19 protein-coding genes and 1 pseudogene are annotated in these 20,465 nt (G+C 72.4%); 2 read left to right on the forward strand and 18 right to left on the reverse strand.

Features of this window, described 5'->3' with window-relative positions; all coding sequences use genetic code 11:
- Positions 1-68: 68 nt before the first annotated feature.
- From ruvB to ABZ318_RS12575, 9 genes are all read right to left on the reverse strand, one after another.
- A complete protein-coding gene (ruvB, locus tag ABZ318_RS12535) occupies positions 69-1,301 on the reverse strand; it encodes a Holliday junction branch migration DNA helicase RuvB (RefSeq protein ID WP_356902441.1) in 1,233 nt (410 codons plus the stop codon).
- Between the two features lie 44 nt (positions 1,302-1,345).
- Positions 1,346-2,515 (reverse strand): recombinase RecA, encoded by a 1,170-nt coding sequence (gene recA, locus ABZ318_RS12540; protein ID WP_356902442.1) that lies wholly within the window; start codon positions 2,513-2,515, stop codon positions 1,346-1,348.
- A 61-nt stretch (positions 2,516-2,576) separates the two neighbouring features.
- Positions 2,577-3,080: a single-stranded DNA-binding protein gene (locus tag ABZ318_RS12545; RefSeq protein ID WP_356902443.1), complete on the reverse strand. Its 504-nt coding sequence runs from the start codon at positions 3,078-3,080 to the stop codon at positions 2,577-2,579.
- A gap of 225 nt (positions 3,081-3,305) precedes the next feature.
- A complete protein-coding gene (locus ABZ318_RS12550) occupies positions 3,306-4,088 on the reverse strand; it encodes a hypothetical protein (RefSeq protein ID WP_356902444.1) in 783 nt (260 codons plus the stop codon).
- Positions 4,085-4,600: a hypothetical protein gene (locus tag ABZ318_RS12555; protein WP_356902445.1), complete on the reverse strand. Its 516-nt coding sequence runs from the start codon at positions 4,598-4,600 to the stop codon at positions 4,085-4,087. The genes ABZ318_RS12550 and ABZ318_RS12555 overlap by 4 nt, the downstream gene beginning before the upstream one ends.
- Positions 4,597-5,553, reverse strand: a complete 957-nt coding sequence (locus ABZ318_RS12560; protein WP_356902446.1) for an ATP-binding protein — start codon at positions 5,551-5,553, stop codon at positions 4,597-4,599. The genes ABZ318_RS12555 and ABZ318_RS12560 overlap by 4 nt, the downstream gene beginning before the upstream one ends.
- Before the next feature lie 257 nt (positions 5,554-5,810).
- Positions 5,811-6,731 carry a RecB family exonuclease gene (locus ABZ318_RS12565; protein ID WP_356902447.1) on the reverse strand — a complete coding sequence of 307 codons (921 nt, stop codon included), beginning with the start codon at positions 6,729-6,731 and terminating at the stop codon, positions 5,811-5,813.
- A 172-nt stretch (positions 6,732-6,903) separates the two neighbouring features.
- On the reverse strand, positions 6,904-7,404 hold the full coding sequence (locus ABZ318_RS12570) for a histidine phosphatase family protein (protein WP_356902468.1): 501 nt from the start codon (positions 7,402-7,404) through the stop codon (positions 6,904-6,906).
- 137 nt (positions 7,405-7,541) lie between these two features.
- On the reverse strand, positions 7,542-8,003 hold the full coding sequence (locus ABZ318_RS12575; RefSeq protein WP_356902448.1) for an Rrf2 family transcriptional regulator: 462 nt from the start codon (positions 8,001-8,003) through the stop codon (positions 7,542-7,544).
- A gap of 235 nt (positions 8,004-8,238) precedes the next feature.
- Here ABZ318_RS12575 and ABZ318_RS12580 point away from each other — a divergent pair, with 235 nt between their 5' ends.
- Positions 8,239-10,932, forward strand: coding sequence for an FAD/NAD(P)-binding protein (locus tag ABZ318_RS12580; protein ID WP_356902449.1), 2,694 nt, complete (start codon positions 8,239-8,241; stop codon positions 10,930-10,932).
- 156 nt (positions 10,933-11,088) lie between these two features.
- Here ABZ318_RS12580 and ABZ318_RS12585 read toward each other — a convergent pair whose 3' ends face one another.
- The 9 genes and pseudogenes from ABZ318_RS12585 to ABZ318_RS12625 all read right to left on the reverse strand — a co-directional run bounded on the left by ABZ318_RS12585 (position 11,089) and on the right by ABZ318_RS12625 (position 19,526).
- The gene (locus ABZ318_RS12585; RefSeq protein ID WP_356902450.1) at positions 11,089-12,513 is read right to left on the reverse strand and encodes a tetratricopeptide repeat protein; all 1,425 of its coding nucleotides are present in this window, start codon (positions 12,511-12,513) and stop codon (positions 11,089-11,091) included.
- A gap of 167 nt (positions 12,514-12,680) precedes the next feature.
- The gene (locus tag ABZ318_RS12590) at positions 12,681-14,630 is read right to left on the reverse strand and encodes an alkyl sulfatase dimerization domain-containing protein (protein ID WP_356902451.1); all 1,950 of its coding nucleotides are present in this window, start codon (positions 14,628-14,630) and stop codon (positions 12,681-12,683) included.
- A gap of 173 nt (positions 14,631-14,803) precedes the next feature.
- Entirely contained in the window at positions 14,804-15,346 is a 543-nt protein-coding gene (locus ABZ318_RS12595) for a TetR/AcrR family transcriptional regulator (RefSeq protein WP_356902452.1), read from the reverse strand.
- A 177-nt stretch (positions 15,347-15,523) separates the two neighbouring features.
- Entirely contained in the window at positions 15,524-15,955 is a 432-nt protein-coding gene (locus tag ABZ318_RS12600) for an aldehyde dehydrogenase family protein (RefSeq protein WP_356902469.1), read from the reverse strand.
- A gap of 127 nt (positions 15,956-16,082) precedes the next feature.
- Positions 16,083-16,181, reverse strand: a pseudogene (locus ABZ318_RS12605) (restriction endonuclease); the annotation flags it as partial.
- Positions 16,182-16,280: 99 nt separating this feature from the next.
- On the reverse strand, positions 16,281-16,886 hold the full coding sequence (locus ABZ318_RS12610; RefSeq protein WP_356902453.1) for an antibiotic biosynthesis monooxygenase: 606 nt from the start codon (positions 16,884-16,886) through the stop codon (positions 16,281-16,283).
- A gap of 347 nt (positions 16,887-17,233) precedes the next feature.
- Positions 17,234-18,100: a glycosyltransferase gene (locus tag ABZ318_RS12615; protein ID WP_356902454.1), complete on the reverse strand. Its 867-nt coding sequence runs from the start codon at positions 18,098-18,100 to the stop codon at positions 17,234-17,236.
- 29 nt (positions 18,101-18,129) lie between these two features.
- A complete protein-coding gene (locus ABZ318_RS12620; protein ID WP_356902455.1) occupies positions 18,130-18,879 on the reverse strand; it encodes a hypothetical protein in 750 nt (249 codons plus the stop codon).
- A complete protein-coding gene (locus tag ABZ318_RS12625) occupies positions 18,876-19,526 on the reverse strand; it encodes a 2OG-Fe(II) oxygenase (protein ID WP_356902456.1) in 651 nt (216 codons plus the stop codon). Before ABZ318_RS12625 ends, ABZ318_RS12620 begins: the two co-directional genes overlap by 4 nt.
- Positions 19,527-19,832: 306 nt before the next feature.
- On the opposite strand from ABZ318_RS12625, the gene ABZ318_RS12630 reads away from it, so the two are divergent.
- Entirely contained in the window at positions 19,833-20,207 is a 375-nt protein-coding gene (locus ABZ318_RS12630; RefSeq protein WP_356902457.1) for a PRC-barrel domain containing protein, read from the forward strand.
- Positions 20,208-20,465 lie beyond the last annotated feature (258 nt).

Consider the following 20,465-nt stretch of genomic DNA (forward strand, 5'->3'; position numbering starts at 1 on the left):
CCGGCCGCGCTCGGTGCAGCGGTAGGACGGCCGGACCTTGGCGGTTTTCGTACGGGCAGCCATGGGGCTCACCGTCGCGGGAGCCGGCGTCGAGGGGCGGCCGGGGAGGTGGTCCGTCCGGTGCGGCCTCCTGGCAGGCCGCCCTGTCCGGAATCGCCGCTCCGGTGTGGTCCCGGGGACGCGGCCCGGGACGGCCGGGACGGCCCGGGCGGCGGTAAGAGCCCGAGGTGGGCCCAGGCGGCGGGCGTCGCGACCCGCCCCCGGGGCGTCCGGGCCAGCAGCCCCTCCCGTACGAGGAACGGCTCGGCAACCTCCTCCACCGTCTCCCGTTCCTCCCCCACCGCCACCGCGAGGGTGGCCAGGCCCACCGGGCCGCCGCCGAACAGCTTCAGCAGGGCGTGCAGCACGGCCCGGTCCAAGCGGTCCAGGCCGCGGCCGTCGACCTCGTAGACCCCCAGGGCCGCGGACGCGATCTCGCGGGTGACCACGCCGTCCGCGGTGACCTGGGCGTAGTCCCGCACCCGGCGCAGCAGCCGGTTGGCGATGCGGGGGGTGCCGCGGGAGCGGCCGGCGATCTCGGCGGCGCCCGCGGGGTCGATCTCCACCTCCAGCAGCCGGGCGGAGCGGTGGACGACGCGCTCCAGTTCGGCCGGGTCGTAGAACTCCATGTGGGCGGTGAAGCCGAAGCGGTCGCGCAGCGGCGGGAGCAGCAGGCCGGCCCGGACGGTGGCGCCGACGAGGGTGAACGGCGGCAGTTCGAGGGACATGGCGGTCGCGTCGAGGCCGGTGCCGACGACGATGTCGACGCGGAAGTCCTCCATCGCCAGGTAGAGCATCTCCTCGGCGGGGCGGGACATGCGGTGGATCTCGTCGAGGAAGAGGACCTCGCCCCCGGTGAGTGAGGCCAGGACCGCCGCCAGGTCCCCGGGGTGCTGGATGGCGGGGCCGGAGGTGATGCGCAGCGGGACGCCCATCTCCGCGGCGATGATCATCGCCAGGGTGGTCTTGCCGAGCCCCGGGGCACCGGAGAGCAGCACGTGTTCGGCGGTGGCGCTCCGCTGCCGCGCGGCCCGGAGGACGAGGTCGAGCTGCTCGCGGACCCGTTCCTGGCCGATGAACCCGTCCAGGTGCTTGGGGCGCAGCGCCGCCTCGGTGGCCCGGTCCTCGCCGTCGGCGGGGGCTGCGACCGGCCGGTGGAGCGGCTCCGCCGTGGTGGGCCGGCCTGCGGCGGTCCTGTCGGGGGTCGGTGTCCCGTCCCGGGGCGGGACGGCGCCGGGGAACATGGTGCCGTCCCGGTTCACCGGCGTTCGCCCCGCGCCGGGGTGAGGGAGCGGCGGGCTGGTCTTCACGGCCCGGCCGGGGTGCCGTCGAGGAGGACGCGGGGGGCCGGACCGCTCGGGGTCGACGGGGTCGTCCCGGTGAGGCGCCGACCGGTCGCGACCGAGTCGAACGGCACGGTGCCGGGGGCGGCCACTCGGGTCGCCGCATCCGCCCGGGGCTCCTCCGCCGGGGCCTCCGGCTTCGCCCCGATGCCCAGTTTCCCCCTGATCTTCTTCTCGATCCCGTCGGCGAGGTCGGGGTGCTCCCTGAGGAAGGTGCGGGCGTTCTCCTTGCCCTGGCCGAGCCGGTCGCCCTCGTACGTGTACCAGGTGCCGGACTTGCGGACGAGGCCCTGCTGGACGCCCAGGTCGATCAGCTCGCCCTCGCGGCTGATGCCCCGGCCGTAGAGGATGTCGAACTCGGCCTGCCTGAACGGCGGGGCGACCTTGTTCTTGGCCACCTTGACGCGGGTGCGGTTGCCCACCGGCTCGGTGCCGTCCTTGAGGGTCTCGATCCGGCGGATGTCCAGGCGGACCGAGGCGTAGAACTTCAGCGCCCGGCCGCCGGGAGTGGTCTCCGGCGAGCCGAACATCACGCCGATCTTCTCGCGGAGCTGGTTGATGAAGACCATCGTGGTTCCGGAGTGGCCCAGCGCGCCGGCGGTCTTCCGGAGCGCCTGGCTCATCAGCCGGGCCTGCAGGCCGACGTGCGGGTCGCCCATCTCGCCCTCGATCTCCGCGCGCGGCACCAGCGCGGCGACGGAGTCGATGACGATGAGGCCCAGGGCGCCGGAGTGGATGAGGGTGTCGGCGATCTGCAGGGCCTGTTCGCCGTTGTCCGGCTGGCAGACCAGCAGGGCGTCGGTGTCGACGCCGAGCCGCCTGGCGTACTCGAGGTCGAGGCCGTACTCGGCGTCGATGAACGCCGCGATGCTGCCCGCCTTCTGCGCGTTGGCCATGGCGTGCAGGGCCAGGGTCGTCTTGCCGGAGGACTCCGGGCCGTAGATCTCCACCACGCGGCCGCGCGGCAGGCCGCCGGCGCCGAGGGCGAGATCCAGGGCGATCGAGCCGGTGGGGATGACCTCGATCGGGACCTCCGGCTCGTCGCCCAGGCGCATCACCGAGCCCGTGCCGAACCGTTTTTCGATCTGGGCGAGGGCGAGCTCGAGCGCTTCCTCGCGGTCCTGTTCCTTCATGGGGTCCGCCTCGGATGGGTGCGGTGTGTGGTCGCGGCCGGCGCACGGGTGCGCCGGCCCGTCAGAAGGGGTCCGTCTCCTCGCGGGGGGCACGTCGTCCGCCCTCGGCGGGGACGGGCTGCTCGCCGCCGTCGGGCCGGGTGAACAGGTCCTCGGCGGGAGGACGGGGGCCGCCGCGGGAGCCGGCGGGGACGCCGGTGTGCGGGGGTTTGGTGACCATCGCGTCGGCGAACCGCAGCGACGGGCCGATCTCGTCGGCCTCCAGCTCGATGACGGTCCGCCTCTCGCCCTCCCGGGTCTCGTACGTCCGCTGGCGCAGCCGCCCCTGGACGATGACGCGGGTGCCGCGGGTCAGGGACGCGGCGGCGTGCTCCGCCTCCTGCCGCCAGACCGAGCAGCGCAGGAACAGCGTCTCGGCGTCCCGCCATTCGTTGCTCTGCCGGTCGAAGGTGCGGGGCGTGGACGCGACGGTGAAGTGCGCGACCGTGTCGCCGGACGGGGTGAGGCGCAGTTCGGGGTCGTCGGTCAGGTTGCCGACGACGGTGATGACGGTTTCACCGGCCATGGCGGCTTTCCTCTCGTGCGACGGGTGGATTCCTCACCCGTGCCTGTTCGAGTTCGACGGGCAGCCTCGTACCGGTGGTGATGGTGCCCGGAGGGGAGGCTGCGCCGCTCCGGCCAGGTGTGAGGGGTGAGTCGGGCGGCGCGGGTCTCCAGGGGAGTCGCGGTGGCGAGGGACGGCGGGGCTCCCGTATGGCGGCCTTTTCTCGAGTCGGGGCGCTCATCGGGTTCACCGCGCTTCCCCCTCCTGCCTCGGCCCGGGCTCGACGAGCCCGGCTGCGAGGAGCCGCGCCTGGTGGGCAGGTGCCCTCCTCAGCGGGATTCCGAGCCGGGGGACGATGCAGGGACGGCCCACGGCAGCCCCGCACCAGGGACAGGGCACGCGGAGGGAGCGGAGGCGCGGATCGCGCTTCGGGCCGGTGGGGCGGGAGGGCGGACCGGCCGGGGCGGCTGGTATGCGCTCGACTCGCTGTCCCGAGGCGATCGCGGTCACCAGCTCGAGGAGTTCCGCACGGTAACGGCGCGGGTCGTCGGGGTCGCTGTCCGGGAGTGGCAGCGGGTCGCGGGCGAGCCGCTCCTCCCGGATCGCGCGCACCTCGGCGCGGATGTCGGCGGCGGCGATACGGGACCGCTGCCTGCCCAGCCGGGTCACAGCCGCCCGCACATCGGCGACGTCCAGGTCGGCGAGCAGCAGGTGCCAGGCGTCCGTCGTGGTCTCCTCCAGGTGCATCGACGGGCACATCGCCGCGACCAGGGCGACGAGTTGGGCCGTCTCGACCGGCAGCATGCGCTCTTCCCTTCCGCGGGGGAGCGTCCCGGCTGACGCCGGCACGCCGTTTCCCGCCGCATCCACCGGCTGCTGGTACACGTACAGGACGGCCCCGCAGGCGCACCGCAGCCGCTTGTCGTCCTCGAACGTCCAGCGGCCGCAATCGAGGTGACCGGCTTGGGAGACCAGGAACCACACCGTGCCGAGCGCATCCCGGTCGGGGTGGGCGATGACAGCGGTCATGGATCCTCGCCACCCTTGAGGGGGAGCAGACGGCGCAGGTCGAGCGTGCCGGTGTCCCAGGCACGGGCGATCCGTTCCCACCCGCCGGGCAGGGGGCGCAGGCTGAACGAGCGCGGTTCGGAGGCCGACAGCACGCCCAGCCCCGGGATCGCCTCGCCGGTGTACGGGTCGGCGACCGGGTCGAGGCAGGTCAGCCGGGCGAGGAACTGCCGCTGCCAGCCGGGGCGCACCCGGACCAGCGTCTCCACCTCGCCGGGGTGGTTGTCGGCGACCCAGGCGGTGAAGGCCTCCTCGTCGGCGACCACGACCGTCGGTTTGGGGTCGACGAGGGTGAGGGTGGCGACCGGTGTGTCGTCCGGCAGGGTCACCCGGATCGACTTCAGGTTCAGCTCGGCGCGGGCCGCGCGCAGCTCCTCGAGGACCTCGTGGCGCTCGGTCTGGTACTCGGCGTCGACGGCGTCGCGCAGCACCCGGAGCACGGCGACCCGGGTGGCGTGCTCCTTGAGGCTCATGCGGACTTGTCCTTCCGCTCGGTCCCGTTCTCCCGCCTGGTCCCGGCCCCGGACTCGACGTCCTCGGCGACCCTGTTCCTCGCCGCCGCGGTGCCGTGGCGCACTATCAGCTGGCCGAGTGTGTGGGTCTCCCCGGTGTCGTCCAGGACGGCGGCGCCGAGCAGATTGTGCCGGCGGGCTTCCTCGTACAGGGCGCGCAACTCCTCGTGGGTGGCGCCCGGCGCGGTGGCCGCCGTGACGTAGTCGGAGACGGAGGGGGCGGGCTTGCCGGCCTCCAGCCAGCCGAGGACGGCCTCGGCGAACTCCGGGCCCGGCCTGTGGAGCACCGTCCCGGACAGCGTCTTCGCCCGGGACTTGGAGATCACCAGGGTGTTCTCGTGGTCGAGATCGCCGACGATGTCGAATTCGTACTCGATGCCCTCCCGCTGCTCGGGCTTGAGCCCGATCTTGCGCGGAACCTTGCGGCCGCGCTCGTCGGCCTCCACGACGTACTCGGTCTTGGTGCGCATGGTGACGATGAGGTGACCGGGGTAGGCGAGCAGGGCGTCGATCATCGCCCGCTCCTGGGGGCGGGCCTCCTTCCAGCCGGCGAAGCTGCCGCCCGCCCCGAGGCGCTTGGCCGCGTTGTCGACCTGCTCCAGCATCCCGCCGGTGCCGGACCAGAAGTGACTCAGGGAATCGACGATCATGACGTCGTAGCCCTCGTGGGCGGCCACCGCGAGCGCGTCGACGAGGGTGGTGGGCTGGAACGTCGTGAGCGGGAGGGTGTCGAAGGCGAACTCGTCGGCGTACTTGGCGGCGCTGCCGTGCTCGGTGTCGATCAGGGCGATCCGCTCGCCGAGCCCGGTGGCGGTGACCAGGGCGGTGTAGGTCTTGCCCGACCCGGTGGGGCCGGCGAGCGCGATACGGGCCTTGGCCTGTTCCTTGGTGGCGGTGGTGAAGGTGAGGTTCACGCCGTTCTCCTGGCGTCTGCGACGGCGGTTCCGGGTGGGCCTGTCGGCAGGGGACGCGGTCCTCGTTCGGCAGGACGTGCTCCCGTGCGGCCGCCGCTCGGATCGAATATGCATTCGAATTACTGTCTGCATCCACGCTAGGCGTACAAGACGTAATAATCCACCCTTTTGCGCGAGAAAAACACTAGAATGGAGGAAATGTCGGCAGAGAGGCGTACAATACCTCCGCGCATGTGCGGGGCCGGGTGCCTCCGGCCTCAGTCGGCGGCGTCGTCGTCGGGACGCTCGCCCTCCCCCGCGGCCGGGTCCGTGGCGACGGCCAGGGGATAGGGCGGCGGGGTGCCGCCCCAGGCCGGGCACAGCGCCCGATGGGGGCACCAGTCGCACAGCCGGCTCGGGCGCGGGCGCCAGTCGCCCGTCCGCGTCGCCCGCCCGATCGCGTCCCACAGCGCCAGCAGCTTGCGCTCCACGGCCCGCAGATCAGCCTCCGCCGGGTCGTAAGTGAGCACGTCCCCGCTGCCCAGGTAGACCAGCTGAAGGCGGCGCGGCACGGTGCCACGCAGCCGCCACAGCACCAGGGCGTAGAACTTCAGCTGGAACAGCGCGTCCGCCGCGTACTCGGGCCGGGGCGCCCGGCCGGTCTTGTAGTCGACGATCCGCACCTCGCCGGTCGGCGCCACGTCCACCCGGTCGATGATCCCGCGCAGCCTCAGCCCGGAGTCCAGCGTGGTGTTGACGAACAACTCTCGCTCCGCGGGCTCCAGCCGGGCCGGGTCCTCCAGGGTGAACCACCGCTCGACCAGCTGCTCCGCCGTGGCCAGCCACTCCGCGACCCGTTCCGGGGCGGGCGCCCCGCCGTCCTGCGCGAACAGCTCCGCGAGCTCGGGCCGCGCCGCCAGCAGCCGCTCCCACTCGCCCGCCACCATGGCCCGGGCCCGGACGGGCGTGCGCTCCGCCGCCGGGACGTCGAAGAGCCGCTCCAGCACCGCGTGCACCAGCGTGCCCCGGGCCGCCGCCTCGCTCGGCTTCTCCGGCAGCCGGTCGATCACCCGGAGCCGGTAGAGCAGCGGGCACTGCATGAAGTCGCCCGCCCGCGACGGCGACAGCGACGACGGCGGCGCGGCGGGCCGGAGTGCTGCGGGCGGGGCCGGTGCGCCGGAGGTGTCGATCGGCTGCACACCCCCGACCTTACGCCGGAGGCCGGCGCACCGCTCCGGCACCGCCGACGCCTTCGAGGTCGGACGCCCCCTCGTCGAGCGGCTCCGCCGCGAACCGGAGATCACCGGGGCGGTCGGGGTTCACGTACCGCTGCGGTCGGGGACCCCCGCCGACCTCGCCTGCGGGAGGCTCTCAGGACGAGCCGCGGGCGATCCGCAGCCCGGTCAGGAGCGCTTCGCCCGGGCCGAGGTCCGTCCAGGTGCCGTGCCAGGTCAGGCCGGCGAGCGCGCAGGTCGGGAACTTGGTCCGTACGCGGTCCAGGGCGTTGTCGACCGAACCGCCGGCGAGCAGCGTGATCAGGTCCTCCAAGCCCGGGTTGTGTCCGACGACCAGCAGGGTGCCGACCTCGTCGGACACCTCGTGGAGGACGTCGAGGAGGTCCTGCTCGTCCGCCCCGTACAGCCGCGGGTCGTGACGGATCACGACAGGGCTCTCCAGTTCCGCGGCGGCCAGTTCCCAGGTCTCGCGGGCCCGCCGGGCCGGGGAGCACAGCACCAGATCGGGCAGCCCGCCGGCCTCCGCCAGGAAGCGCCCGGCCACCGGGGCGTCACGCAGGCCGCGCGGGCCGAGAGGGCGCTCCCGGTCTGGTACGCCCTCGGGCCAGGCGCTCTTGGCGTGTCTCAGGACGAACAGTCGGCGCGGCCCGGTGTCGCCGGACCCGGTGGGCGAAGGAACCTGGGTGGGCGCAGGGGTCCCGGCGGGATCGGGGGCCTCGGTGGACGGCGGCACGTTCCGAGCGTAGGAGATGGGGCGGTCGTCGGCCACGGACGCTACGGATACGTCCGTACGTCGTCGTTGTAGTCGCGAGCGCGGTCCCGTACGAGCTCGGGCAGCGCGTTCGCCGCCAGGTCGGCGAGGGTCGTGCTCTCCAGGACCTGACGCAGGCTCGTCCGCACGGCACGCCACACGTCCGGCAGGGAAGCCGCCGCACCCTGGTACTCCAGGCCCGTCAGTTTCAGGTCGCGCACGCTGACGAGCGGTCCGTCCATCGCCCTGATGACGTCGGCGAGGGTGATCTCCGCGGGCGGCCGGGTGAGGCTGTATCCACCGTCGGGGCCGCGCACGCTCCGTACCAGGCGTCCCTGTCTCAACTCGCTGAGCACGACGAAGAGGAAACGGACGGGGATGTCCTGGCGCCCGGCGATGTCCTCGGCCTTGAGGGGCCGGTCCGGCGAGCAGGCCAACTCGGCCGTGGCCCGGATGGCGTAGTCCGTTCGTGCTGAGATCCTCACGCACTCAATGTCTCACGAGTGACGGGAACCTGACCTGTGGCGGCGTGTTCCGCACTCGTCAACGGCACTCCGGCGCGCCGTTGTTGTCCTGAAGCGGCATTGCCAGTTCACTTTGTTCATCGACATGGTGAACATCGACCCTGCACTGTCCGCCCCTGGTTCGGAGGTCTCCGTGGTGTCCGTGGCGCCTGTCGTTTCCCCGTCGTCCGCCGGGTCCTCCCCTCCGCGTCCGACCGTGGCCGTCGTCGGCGCGGGCGCGGCGGGTGCCCTCGTCGCCGTCCAGCTGTGCGAAGCGGCGGCCCGGCGCCGTACCCCGCTCGATCTGGTCCTCGTCGACCCCGCGCCGGAGGCCGGGCGGGGCGTCGCGTACGCCACCGGGGTTCCCGAGCACCGGCTCAACGTGCCCGTGGGCGGCATGAGCTGTTACCCGGACGACCCGGGCCACTTCCGGCGCTGGCTCTGCCGGCACGGCGAACCCACCGTCACCGCGGCGGACTTCGCCTCCCGGTACCGCTACGGCTCGTATCTCGCCGACACCCTCGGGCGCGCCATCATCACGGCGCACGGCACCGTCTCCGTGCGGCGGCTGCGCACCAGGGCGACGGGGTGTGCCGACGCGGCCGGTGGGCGGATGGAGCTCCGGCTCGCCGACGGCGGCACGGTGACGGCGGACAGCGTGGTCCTCGCCACCGGGCCCGCGGCGGGCCGGGCGTCCTGGGCCCCGGCCGAGCTCGTCGCCTCCGAGCGGTTCATCGCCCGTCCCTGGGCGCCGGGGGCGCTCGACGCCGTGGGCGAGTCGGACGACGTCCTCCTCGTGGGTACCGGTCTCACCGCCGTCGATCTCGCGCTCGTCCTCGACCGTTCCGGCCGTACGGTGCACGCCGTGTCCCGTCGTGGGCTGCTCCCCCAGCCGCACGCCCTCGCCCCGCTGCCCCCCGTGGCGCCGCCGCCGGGCCTCGTCGGTCTCCCGTTCCCTCGACTCCGCAGGGAGCTGACGCGGCACTTCGCCGCCACGCGCCGCGTCCACGGCGACTGGCGGCCCGCCCTCGACGGGCTGCGGCCCGAGATCGTGCGGCTCTGGGAGGGTCTCACCGACGAGGAGCGGGCGGAGTTCCTCGGCCGCGACGCCACCCTGTGGAACGTGCACCGGCACCGGATGGCGCCGTCCACCGCCGAGACGGTCGCCCGGGCGCGCGCCGCCCGCAGGCTCCGCGTCCACGCGGGCCGGGTCGCCGCGGTGGCCCCGGGAGAGGACGGGGGCCTCGCCGTCTCCCTCGCCGACGGCCGTGTCCTGCGCGTGGCCTGGGTGGTGGACTGTACGGGGCCGGGGCTGCGGGCCGACGCCGGCGGTGACCCGTTGTGGAGCGGGCTGCTGGCCGACGGCCTCGCCGTACCCGGGCCGCTGGGCATCGGTGTGTCCACCGACAGGGGCCGGCTGGTCGCCGCCGCGGGCCATCGCCAGCGGCCGCTGTTCACGCTGGGCTCGCCCCGCCGGGGCGAGCTGTGGGAGACGACCGCGATCCCCGAGATCCGGAGCCAGGCCAAGGAGGTCGCCGAGGCCGTTCTCGCTCCGCTCGCCGGTGCTCCCCGGCCGGTTCGCCGCCGGCCCACCGACCAGTTCGGGCTGCCGCTGTCCACCCATGCGGCGGCCGCCGCGTCGTTCCGCTGTGGACTCGGCCGGGTGATCACCGTACGGGCGAAGGCGGCCGAGGCGTTCGCGCGCGCCACCGCACTGGACCCCGGGTTCGCGCTCGGGCACGCCGCTCTGGCCCTGCTCGGGCACGAGTGCGGAGCGGACGTCGACGTCGCGCGGGAGCTCGCGGACGCCCAGCGCAGTGTGCGCGAACGCGGGGACGAGCGGGAGCGATCGTTCGTCGACGTCGTCACGCGCCGTGTCACGGCGCACGAGGCCCAGAGCGGCGGGGCCGGCGCGGGGCTCGGAGCCGTCGACGGGGACGCGGCGCTCGCGGAGCATCTCGGCCGCTTCCCCGCCGACGCGTTCGCGCTCGGCATCGCGGTCCCCACGATCGCCTTCTCCGGCGTCACCGACCTCGACGGCACCCTCGCCGTGGACCTGGTGGAGCGGACCGCCCCGTCCTACGAAGGACACTGGTTCCACGCCTCTCTGCTCTCCTTCGTCCGGCAGGAGCAGGGGCGGATCGAGGAGGCCGGGGAGCTCGCCCGGGCGGCACTCGCCGCGGAACCCGCCTCCGGCCACGCCGTGCACGCCCTCACCCACGTCCACTACGAGTCCGGTGAGCACCGCGTCGGTCGGGACTGGCTCGACGGCTGGATCGGCGACCAGGGGCGGGGGGCCGTGCACCGGGCGCACTTCTCCTGGCACGTGGCGCTCCACGAACTGGCTCTGGACGACACCGCGGCCGTGCGCCGCCGATGGTTCGCCCAGCTCGCCCCGAGCCAGGTGAACGGGGTGCGGGCGCTCGTCGACTCCGGATCGCTGCTGTGGCGGGCCCGCATGTCCCGGAACTGGACCGGCCGCGTCCCCGTCGACGGCGTGCTCGGCGCGGTCGCGCGCGATCTGGTCGAGCGCCCCGCGACCGCGTTCACAGCCCTGCACAGCGCTGTCGCGCTCACCGCCGCGGGCGATCTCCCCGCGCTCCGCCGCCTGCGCACCCACGCGGCCGGCGCGGACCCGGTGCAGCGGGAGGTCATCGTCCCGCTGTGCGGGGCGCTGGAGGCGGTTCTGGAAGAGGAGTGGGCCACGGCGGTACGGGACCTCCGAGGGCTGCTGCCCTCGCTGCGCCGCGTCGGAGGCAGCGCGGCACAGCGCGAGGTCGTCGAGGAGACCCTGCTGTACGCGTTGGTGGAGGCGGGTCACAGCGACACCGCCCGGCGTCTCCTCGAACGACGCCTCGATCGCCGGGCGTCGCCGCTCGACAGCCGCAGGCTGGCCGGGCTGCGCGACTGACGCAGACCGGCCTGGTCGCGCGACTGACGCAGGCCGCGCGACCTGCCCTCGTGGTCTCGCGGGGAGGGAGCACGAGGGCTGCCGGAAGCGGTCGGTCGCCGTGTCACACGCTCGCGGGAGGCCGGCCACCCGTCCGGGGTGAGGTCCGGCAGCCCGTCAGATCCGCTCGGACCCGGGAGATCCGTCCCGCCCCAGCCGGCTTGCACGATCCCGGGCGAGGCCGGCCCGGGTGGCGTCACCCATCGAGTCCGCCAGGCGTGCGCTGGTCAGCCAGTTGTACGGGCTGCGCGGCCGCAGCGCGGTCCGCTCGCTGATCAGAAGCCTCGCCATGTCGTGTCGCCCGGAGCTCAGGGCCGCCTCGATGAGGGTCTTCTGGAGTGCGTCGCGTTGGGCGTGGCTCCCTCCGAACTCGTGGAGTCGTCGACGTAGCGGCCACAGCAGTTCCATGACGGTGTCGTGGTCTCCTCCGGCCTGCGCGACCAGCGCCTCGCACACGGGCAGGCCCACGTTCGCGGTCATCGCGTGGTTGGTGAGGGTTTTCGAGCCCGGTTCCGCCAGCCAGCGCCGACGGTCGGCGATCAGCCGTCGTGCTTCCTCCGTCCGGCCCGCGCCGACGTAGGACATGACGGCGTGCACGTCGTTGAAGGCGTAGAACGGAGGATCAGCCCGTGCGGACCAGGCGTCGGCAAGCGTCTCCCATCGGCGGGTCTGATCGGATCCCGCGAGATGCAACCGCCACAGCAGGGATGCCGCATCGAGGAGTTCCATCGCCAGTCCTCTGGATTCCCCGTTGTACAGCACCGTGTCGTAGATGCCGAGCGCCGTGTCGGTGTGGCCCGCTTCCAGGGCGTACAGCGCGTAGTGCCACCAGTTGTGGACCGTCAGGAAGTTGCCGTCGGACCAGTCGCCGACGCGCGCGTCGAGAAAGGTGATGCCTTCGGCGAAGCGGCCCTGCATCTCGTAGGTGTGCACGACTGCATGGATGGCCCACACGTCATGTCGATTCCGTTCGACCGCGGCCGATCCCGTCTCCCGGGCGTGGGTGTAGTGTCCGCACTCCTCCAGGCCGAAGGCGTACATGCCCAGGAGCGGGCCCCGATGAGGGTCGTCCTCCTCCCAGGCGGACAGCGCACCGCCGATCCTGTCCCGCAGGCGCAGCGCGTCACCGGTGAGGAAGTCGAGCTGGTGCCCGACGAAGAGCGCGAGCGCGTCCCGCGGGTAGGCGGTGGTCAGCTCCTCCAGAAGCGCGCTCCCCCGCCGCAGATCGCCCGCGAGCAGGCTTTCGGCAGCGGCCGTGTGCAGTCGCTCCCGCGGGGGAAGCCTGGTCAGGTCCAGCCCGGAGGCCGAACCTTCGAACCGCAGCTGCGCCGCAGCGGCGTCGGCCGACTCCGTACCCAGCACGCCCAGATAGGCCGCGAAAGCGTGCGCGACCGGTGAGGCGGGGGCGGCCTCGAGAAGGTCGTCGACCGCTCCGGCCACTTCGGGGCGGAAGAAGAGCAGGTCCTCCACGGCGCGGTCCAGGTATCCGGCTGCCTCTGATGTGCCGTTGTACAGGTCGTGGCCGTACCGGTCGGTCGCCAACGCTGATCACCTCGTCACGTGAGCCGTACTCCGATCGGCGCCGCGACCGCGGACGCCACGTCTCATGGAGCCACCGACGGGCGCCCGGGGCACAGTCCCTGAACAGGTGATCCGTCGGGCCGGCGCCGCTCCCGAACCGGTCGGCCGCGGCCGCCCACGACCCGGCCTCAGGGCGTGACGATCGGGAAGTCCGGGTCCGGGGAGTCCAGGACCGACAGAAGGCGGGGCAGTAGGGCGGAATCACCGCTCATGGTGATGCCGTTGGTTCCTTTGCCCGCGAGGAGGGCGAGAAGTTGGGGCTTGGTCATCGTCATGGTGAGGCCCGCGTCCGTGGCCGGGCTGGTGCCGGAGGTCCAGGTGAGCAGGCCGTTGGCGAGGCGGAGATGCCAGTACGTGTCGCCGATGTGCCAGTCGACGGCCATGCGCAGTGACCATGCCTTGGGGCCGTCGACCCGGACGGCGAGGCCGTCGATCAGCTGCCCGACGGTGAGGGCCAGGTACATGTCGGGGCCGAGGGTGGCGCTGGTGCTGGGCGTGATGCCATGGGTGAGCTCCTGGGCGCCGGTGAGGTAGAAGTTGCGCCAGACGGCGTTTTCGGCGGCCTGGCCGAGGCGGGTGTAGAGGACGGCGAGCAGGCGCTTGGCCCTGGCGTCCTTCGGGTCGTTGAAGACCGCGTGGTTGAGCAGGGTGACGGCGAAGCGCAGGTCGCCGCGGTCGGCGTAGTGCCGGGCGCGGGCGCGCACGGCGGCCTGGCCTCCGAGGGACTCGACCCAGCGGCGGGCCTCTTCCACCGGCGGATGCTCCCACAGGTGCGCGGGGTTCCCGTCGAACCAGCCCATGTAGCGCTGGTAGACCGCCTTGACGTTGTGGCTGATCGAACCGTAGTAGCCGCGGTTGGCCCACACGCGCTCCAGTTGCGGCGGGAGGGCGAAGTTCTCCGCGATCTCCGTGCCGGTGAAGCCCTGATTGATCAGGCGGACGGTCTGGTCGTGCAGGTAGCCGTAGAGGTCCCGCTGGTGGGTGAGCAGCCCGACGATGTTCTCGCCTCCCCACGTGGGCCAGTGGTGGGAGGCGAAGGCCACGTCGGCCGTTCCGGTGTACAAACCGATGGACTCGGTCAGATATCCGGCCCAGGCGTGGGCGTCGCGGACCTGTGCGCCGCGCAGGGTGAGGATGTTGTGCATGGTGTGCGTGGCGTTCTCCGCCATGCAGACCGCGCGGAGGTCGGGGAAGAGGAAGTTCATCTCCTCCTGGGACTCGGTCCCGGGAGTCATCTGGAAACGGATGCGGACGCCGTCGAGGGTGACCTCCTGCCCGGTGGCGCCGATGTACTGGGTGGGGGCGATGAGACCGACGGTGCCGAGGGAGACGTTCAGCCCGAGCCCGCAGCCCACCTGGGCAGCGGCGCCCGTGGGCAGCTGGGCGCCGTACATGTAGGCGGCGCGCCGGGCCATCGCGGGCCCGGCGTAGACGTTCTCGCTGACCGCGTGCTCCATGAAGCCCCGCGGGGCGAGGACGGGTACGTCGCCGGCGCCGTCGGGCAGGACGCCGCGGCAGCCGCCGAAGTGGTCGACGTGCGGATGGGTGTAGATCATCGCCCTGACCGGGCGGTCTCCGCGGTGGTCCCGGTAGAGCCGGAGCGCGGCGGCCGCGGTCTCGGCGGAGATCAGCGGGTCGATGACGATGATGCCGGTGTCGCCCTCGACGACGGTCATGTTGGACAGGTCGAGGCCGCGCACCTGGTAGATCCGGTCGGTGACCTCGTAGAGCCCCTGGCGGGACAGGAGCCGGGCCTGCCGCCACAGGCTCGGGTCGACGCTCTCGGGCGGCTTTGCGGCGTCGGCGCCGGTGAGGAAGCGGTACGCAGCGGGGTCCCAGGCGGTCTTCCCGGCAGCGGTGGTGATCGGCCCGCCGGTGAACGCGGCGATGAACCCCCGGTCGGCGTCGGCGAAGTCGGCCTGGTCGTCATAGGGCAGCCCGTCGGTCCGCGTGGGCGACGGCGTCAGGGGGTGGTGCGGTCCGGGGAGCGCCTCGGCGGTCTGCGGGTTCAGCGACACGGCTGCTGCCGCGGCGCCCATCGCGGCGGCGACGAACCCGCGCCGGTCCATGGGAGTCATTGCAGTACACACCCTTCTTGTCGGTCGCGGGACGGCGAAGAAGCGGCCGTCGGTGCCGGCAGGCACGGCGACGCGGTCGCCGGCCCTGCCGGGAGCCGCGCAGCACGAGGCCACTATTGCAGTACGACTGCAATAGTGGTCAAGGGATGTTCCGCGGACGCACCGCCCGGCGCTCAGTCCTCCATGGGGTCCAGCAACGCTCGAAGGGTCCGGCGGACCGCCGAGCAGGCAGCCGCCACGTCCAGCCCACGCCGGGTACGCAGGTGGTCCCAGGCCGCCCAGGAGGAAGCGGCCTCCAGAGCATCCAGCAGCCCCCCGGGCCGCCGCGCCCGCGGCACCCGCCGCAGCTCCGGGTCGAACATCCCGGCCAGGTCCTCGCGGAACCAGGCGTCCCCCTTCGCCATCACGAGGCGGAGGCCCGGGGAGACCGGTTCAAGTCCCAGGCCGACCTTGCGGATCGGCGTCATCAGCTCGTACATGCGGCTGCGCTGAGCCACCAGCGCCCGTACCTTGCGTACCGTCGGCCACTCGGGCGGCACCGGTTCGGCCAGCGCCCGCCACCGTTCCGCCTGCCGCTCGGCGGCTGCGACGTGCAGTGCCTCGCGATCGGCGAAATGTACGAACACCGTCCGCTCGGAGACGCCGGCCCGCTCGGCCACCGCCTTCCGAGTGGGCTCCGCCTGCCCCTCGGCCACCAGCTCCAGAAGAGCGTCCACCAGCACCGCGTGCGTTCGCTCCGGGTCACGCCGCCACCGACGCTCCCGCCCCGCCGAGGTTTCCCTGCCGTCCCGTTCACCCTGTGCACTCACGGCACCCATCGTGACAGCGTCCCGCCCGTCGGCCACGCAGCCGAGGTCGCAATCGGCACCGTGGGCGCGGGACGTGTTCGGGTGTCACAGCATGACGCGCTTCGGGTGGGTGTGGTCCAGGAGGCCCGTCAGGGAGAGGTCGCTGCCGTAGCCGGACTGGTCGACGCCGCCGTGGGGCGTTTCGGAGACCGTGGTGCCGTGGGTGTGGACCCAGACGATGCCCGTGCGAAGGGCGCGGACGGCGCGCGTCGCGCGGTCGTGGTTCGTGGTCCGGATGCCGGCGGCGAGGCCGAAGACGGCCTCGCGGTGCGCGGGGGCAGCCGTCGTGGCAGCCCCGGTCTCCTGCCCGGACCGGTCTCCTGCCCGGACCGGACGCTGCCGGTGACGGCGATCAGGGCGACGTCCCGGTGTGCGGTGAGCGCCCGGCGGCTGCGACCAGGGCGTCCGCGCGCCTCGATGACGTCGGCGATGCCGAGCAGCGCGCGCCGGCGGGCGGCCGGGGCGGGCGCCGACCAGCGTGGGAACGTCGCTGCCGCCACCGCTCCGGCCGCGTCCCTGTCGGCGCGGCCGGAGCGGAAGGCCGTGGACCTCGCCGGTGGCGGGGTCCCCCGGTTCCGTCGCCTCTCCGGAGGCGGAGGGCGGGCCAGGCCGACGGCTCCGTACCGTCGACGCGGACGATCCCGCAGGAGGCCGCGTACTCCAGGGCCGGCTCCGTGGAGGAACTGGTGGTGACGAGGACGGCCGACGGGGAAGATCCCACGATCTACCGGGCACCGCGAACCTGCCGGGTGCCGTTGTCGGTGCGGCGCCGCACTCCGCTGCCCGTTCACACGTGGACGGTCTACCGGCGTTCGAGCGTGACCACCTCGAACTCCTCAAGGCTGCGGATGGACACCCCCGTCTTCGTGGCCGCTTCGCCGCGAGCCGCCGACTGCTTGCCGCGGGAGGCCGCCAGCGCGGCCTGATCGGCATAGATCACACCCACGCTGCCCCGGCCCCCGGCCCGGTCGAGGAGCATCGCCGCGGTCTCGAAGCCCTCGATGGCCTGCACCCTGGGCAGTGTGGTGCTCCGGAACGTCTCCACCAGCAGGTCGGCGTCGGACGGGTCGATCTCGAACCGGGTCAGGCGGAAACCCGCGCCGGGTCCGACCTGCGCGGGAGGGGTGAACACCGCCGCCTCCCAGCTGTCGACCGTCACGGTGCTCGCGAACGGCGCCAGCATCGCCGCGCGTCGCTCCTTGAGCTGCTCGTCGCTGTTCCGCAGCGCCTCTTCGCTCTCCCACCAGGAACCCGTGAGGATCTTGCCGAGCTCGCGGTCGGTGAACAGCGCGAAGCCCCGGTACCCGGGCTGGCCGGCCAATGCCCTGGGGGCCTCCTCGCGGAGCTCGTCCACACACGCGTCGATCTTGGCGGGGTCACCGATGGTGTAGATGGTGCGAACGTACATGGGGGTGTGCTCCTGTTCTTCGGGCCGACGCTCGCCGGGACGGCGGTCTCGTTCTCGCCGCTTCCATCCGAGGCGCCCACGCGGCCGGGAGCAACGCGGACGGACCGTTCGGACGAACGGCAGGAGGGCACGACCGGCCGAAGAGGATCCTGCGGACGACACTCACCCGGTTGCGCGACACAGCCGGGGCAACCGTGGATCTGGCCGCCTCCACCGACAGCGCAAGGGCCGCGGTGGCGGGCGTCCGCCCGGATTCGGCTGCCCCCCGTGTTTCGCTTTCCTGCAAGTGGGCCGCCGGCCTCCGGGCCCGGCATGACTGTTCCATGGCGGGCTGCTCCGCCCGGAGATCACCGCCAGTCTCCGAAGCAGTCGAAGAACGCCTCCACGGTTCTCGAGCTCGTCGCCGCCAGCAGGGCTCTCTGCTGCTCCCAGTCGCTGACGAATGCGTCCACCAAGACCCCGGCGGCTCTGGGGGCGCCGATGACCGTCCGCAGGCACTGTTCGCGGCGAGCACCGTCGAAGTGGACCAGCGCGACCCTCGCCACGTTGTAGGCGCGACTGGCAGAGCTGAGCCGGTAGGGCGGGTTGGGGCGGAAGCGGTGTGCGAGACGCGCCGAGGGGACGGCTAGGACGTCGATGCCCGCACGCCATGCGCGCAGGCTGAAGTCAATGTCCTCCAGGCCCAGTTCGCGAAAGGATCCGAAGCCGTTCAGGCGATCGAAGGTCGCCCGGCTCAGTGCGAGGCATCCTCCTGGCGCGATGGGGAGGGGGTGGAAGGCATCGTCCGTGCGCGGTGGCAGCCAGCGCACGCGCAGTTCGGCATCGATCAAACGGGCACCACATCCGTAGACCGTGCTGTCGAAGTCGCACACGGCGGGTGCCAGGACCGCGTCGGGGCGAGCGGACAGCGCGCGCTCCAGTCGCGCGAGACAGTCCCGGTCCAACCGGCAGTGGGCATCCAGGAAAAGCAGGTAGGGACTCTGCGTGAGGGCGACGCCCGCATTGCGCGCCGCTGCCACGCCGCTGCGCTCGATGCGATGGACGACGACGCCCCGCTCGCGCCACGCGGCCTCCTTCAGGACAGCGCAACTGCCGTCCGTACCCCCGTCGTCGACCACGACGGTTTCGGCCGGCACCACCGACCCGGCGTAGACGGACAGCAGGGTGTCATGCAGTTCCGTGTTCTCGTCCAGGCTCGATACGACGAGGGACAACGGTGCCGGCCGTATCCGATTGCGGGGCATCACTCGGACCGTTCGACGGGTGGACCGGGCGTACCGGGCGGCACTCCCCCGGGCGGCAGGGTGGCGACCAGGTCGATCAGGCCGGGCAGCAGGGCCGCGAAGCGGATCGAGTCGTGGAGATAGGACGTGAGGCCGGCGGCCAGTGCGAAGTGGTAGGTGCTCAGACGGTCGAGCTCTCGGCCGTCCAGATTGAGCGCCAGGACGTCTCCCAGCCGGAGACCGTCGATGCCCATGGATTCGAGCACCTTGCCGGGCGCGGCCGCATATTCCAGGTACTCGGCGTAGTCGGTCGCCGACTGGAGGTCGGATTCGGCGTATCCCGCCTGTTCCAGCACGCGTTCAAGCACGCGATCGCCCTGGCGGACGAGGTAGCCGACGGTCGGCACGCTCTCGTCACGGAGATGCTGCAGCAGTTCCTTCGTCACAGCGCCGACGAGGCCGATGTTCGTCGCGTTGCTGAAGTCGGTCAGAACCGGGGTGAGAAGCGCCCTGCCTTCGGTGCCGATCAGTGCGATCCCAACGGCCTCCACCGTCTGTGAACCGATCCCCTTGGGCGGCCACGGCCTCTCCCGCGTCGCCAACGCAAGAACCAGGCCCGACTGAGCCAACAGGGGTTCCAGCACCTCGGAGTAGAGGTGCGGATATCCGTTTCGGCGGCAGAATCGGACCAGGGCCGTCCGTGTTTCGACGGTCGTCTCCCTGGTCACCCAAATCCGCGTCGACTCGTTGACGGGGGCGTGATGGGTCATGGCCGGCCTCCGGAGGAGAGAGAGTTCGAACTGGACATCCAGCCCGCGACCGCATACCGGGTGCCGTCCAGCACGGTTGCCACCTCATGCATCAGCGACGCCCGGAACAGCACCAGCATTCCTGGCTCCGGCACGATCACCACCCTGCGGTCGGAGAGATCGGGGTCGGTCTCGTAGAGCGTGAGCGCGCCGCCGTCGAAGGCCGGCAACGGGCCTCCGGGGTCCCGCCCGTTGAGGTAGAGCAGGAGCGACCAGCGGTGCGCGGCCAGACGCGGTGGATCGTCCTTGTGGTTGGCGACGTCGCGATGAGCACGGAAGTAGCTTCCCTTCTCGTACGACATGAAGTAGGGGCCGTACAAGTAGTCGGCGTCGGAATCGAATTCCGGCCGGTGGTCATCGAAATAGGACGTCAGGCGTTCACCGACGAAGCGCTTGGTGTCGTCGGGAAGGTGGTGGTCGAAACAGAACCGCAGTGACTGGTCCAGGATCGATTCGCCGGCGCGCACGACCTGCGCCGGTTCCCTCGGCGCTTCTTCCATGGCACGGATGAGGGCTCCGCATTCGTCGATCGACAGCAAGTCACGGGTCAAGGCGACGTTGCGGGTCCTGAACCGAGGGTGCGTGGTCTCGGCGTCCTGGGATCGCATGTGAGGGAGCGTAGAAGGGCCCCGTCCCGGGGCCCGGGAGGCCGCACCGTCCCGGACGCCGCGTTACCCCGAGCGGCCGAGTGGAGGCGGACGCGGCGAGGGCAGGATTCGAACCTGCCGGTGAGTGCGGTGGCGAAGGGGCTGCGGCGGTCGGCGAAGGCGCGGTCGACGCCGTCCTCCGCCGACGGCGGCCAGTGGTGTGGGACCCGGGTCGCGGGGCAGCCGGTCCTCCTGAGGTTGCGGCGGGAAGCGATCGGTTCCCGCCGGACACACGGTGAGCGTCTCGGAGTGGAGGAGTGATCGGGCATGGCGGAGAACGTGTGGAACTACGGGCAGGCCTTCAGCCACCTGGTGGGCACCGACCTGACCGGCTGGAGGGTCGAAGCCACCGACGGGCACATCGGGAAGGTCGATAAGCACTCCCACGACATCGACGACTCCTACCTGGTCGTCGACACCGGCGTGTGGATCTTCGGCAAGGAGGTACTGCTTCCGGCAAGCACGGTGACCCGCTTCGACCTGGAGAACCACACGGTGCACCTCGGTCTGACCAAGGACCAGGTCAAGGCCGCACCGGAGTTCCACTCCGGCGAGCACCTCGCGGACCGGCAGCGCCGGGAGGAGATCGCCGTGTACTACCGGACGGGCGGGCCGTTCGGGGGCGGACCGAGCCCCGTCTGACGTTCGGGCGAGCAGGACGGGCGGTCACGCATCCGGGTGCGTGACCGCCCCGGTCGTCCCTGGCCACTCGTACCGTCTGGCCTCGCTCCCCGGTCCCCATCAGGGCCCCACCCACACGGGACTGTCCCATATGCCCTATTTGCCCATCGCTGGACGTGAGACAGAACACTCTCCGTAAGGCATTGCGCATGGGTTGCACGGCCCAGGGCAGGCGGCTGAACCGCCGGTACTGCCGGCAGGGGGACTCAAAGGAACGAA

Source organism: Streptomyces sp. NPDC006197, from assembly GCF_040613865.1.
GTDB lineage: Bacteria > Actinomycetota > Actinomycetes > Streptomycetales > Streptomycetaceae > Streptomyces.

What these genes read in the sequence shown, in the direction of transcription:
- recA (WP_356902442.1), bottom strand. Translation starts at nt 2,515, where the DNA reads ATGAAGGAACAGGACCGCGAGGAAGCGCTCGAGCTCGCCCTCGCCCAG.
- ABZ318_RS12625 (WP_356902456.1), bottom strand. Translation starts at nt 19,526, where the DNA reads ATGCGATCCCAGGACGCCGAGACCACGCACCCTCGGTTCAGGACCCGC.
- ABZ318_RS12630 (WP_356902457.1), top strand. Translation starts at nt 19,833, where the DNA reads ATGGCGGAGAACGTGTGGAACTACGGGCAGGCCTTCAGCCACCTGGTG.
- ABZ318_RS12620 (WP_356902455.1), bottom strand. Translation starts at nt 18,879, where the DNA reads ATGACCCATCACGCCCCCGTCAACGAGTCGACGCGGATTTGGGTGACC.
- ABZ318_RS12555 (WP_356902445.1), bottom strand. Translation starts at nt 4,600, where the DNA reads ATGAGCCTCAAGGAGCACGCCACCCGGGTCGCCGTGCTCCGGGTGCTG.
- ABZ318_RS12590 (WP_356902451.1), bottom strand. Translation starts at nt 14,630, where the DNA reads ATGACTCCCATGGACCGGCGCGGGTTCGTCGCCGCCGCGATGGGCGCC.
- ABZ318_RS12550 (WP_356902444.1), bottom strand. Translation starts at nt 4,088, where the DNA reads ATGACCGCTGTCATCGCCCACCCCGACCGGGATGCGCTCGGCACGGTG.
- ABZ318_RS12610 (WP_356902453.1), bottom strand. Translation starts at nt 16,886, where the DNA reads ATGTACGTTCGCACCATCTACACCATCGGTGACCCCGCCAAGATCGAC.
- ABZ318_RS12545 (WP_356902443.1), bottom strand. Translation starts at nt 3,080, where the DNA reads ATGGCCGGTGAAACCGTCATCACCGTCGTCGGCAACCTGACCGACGAC.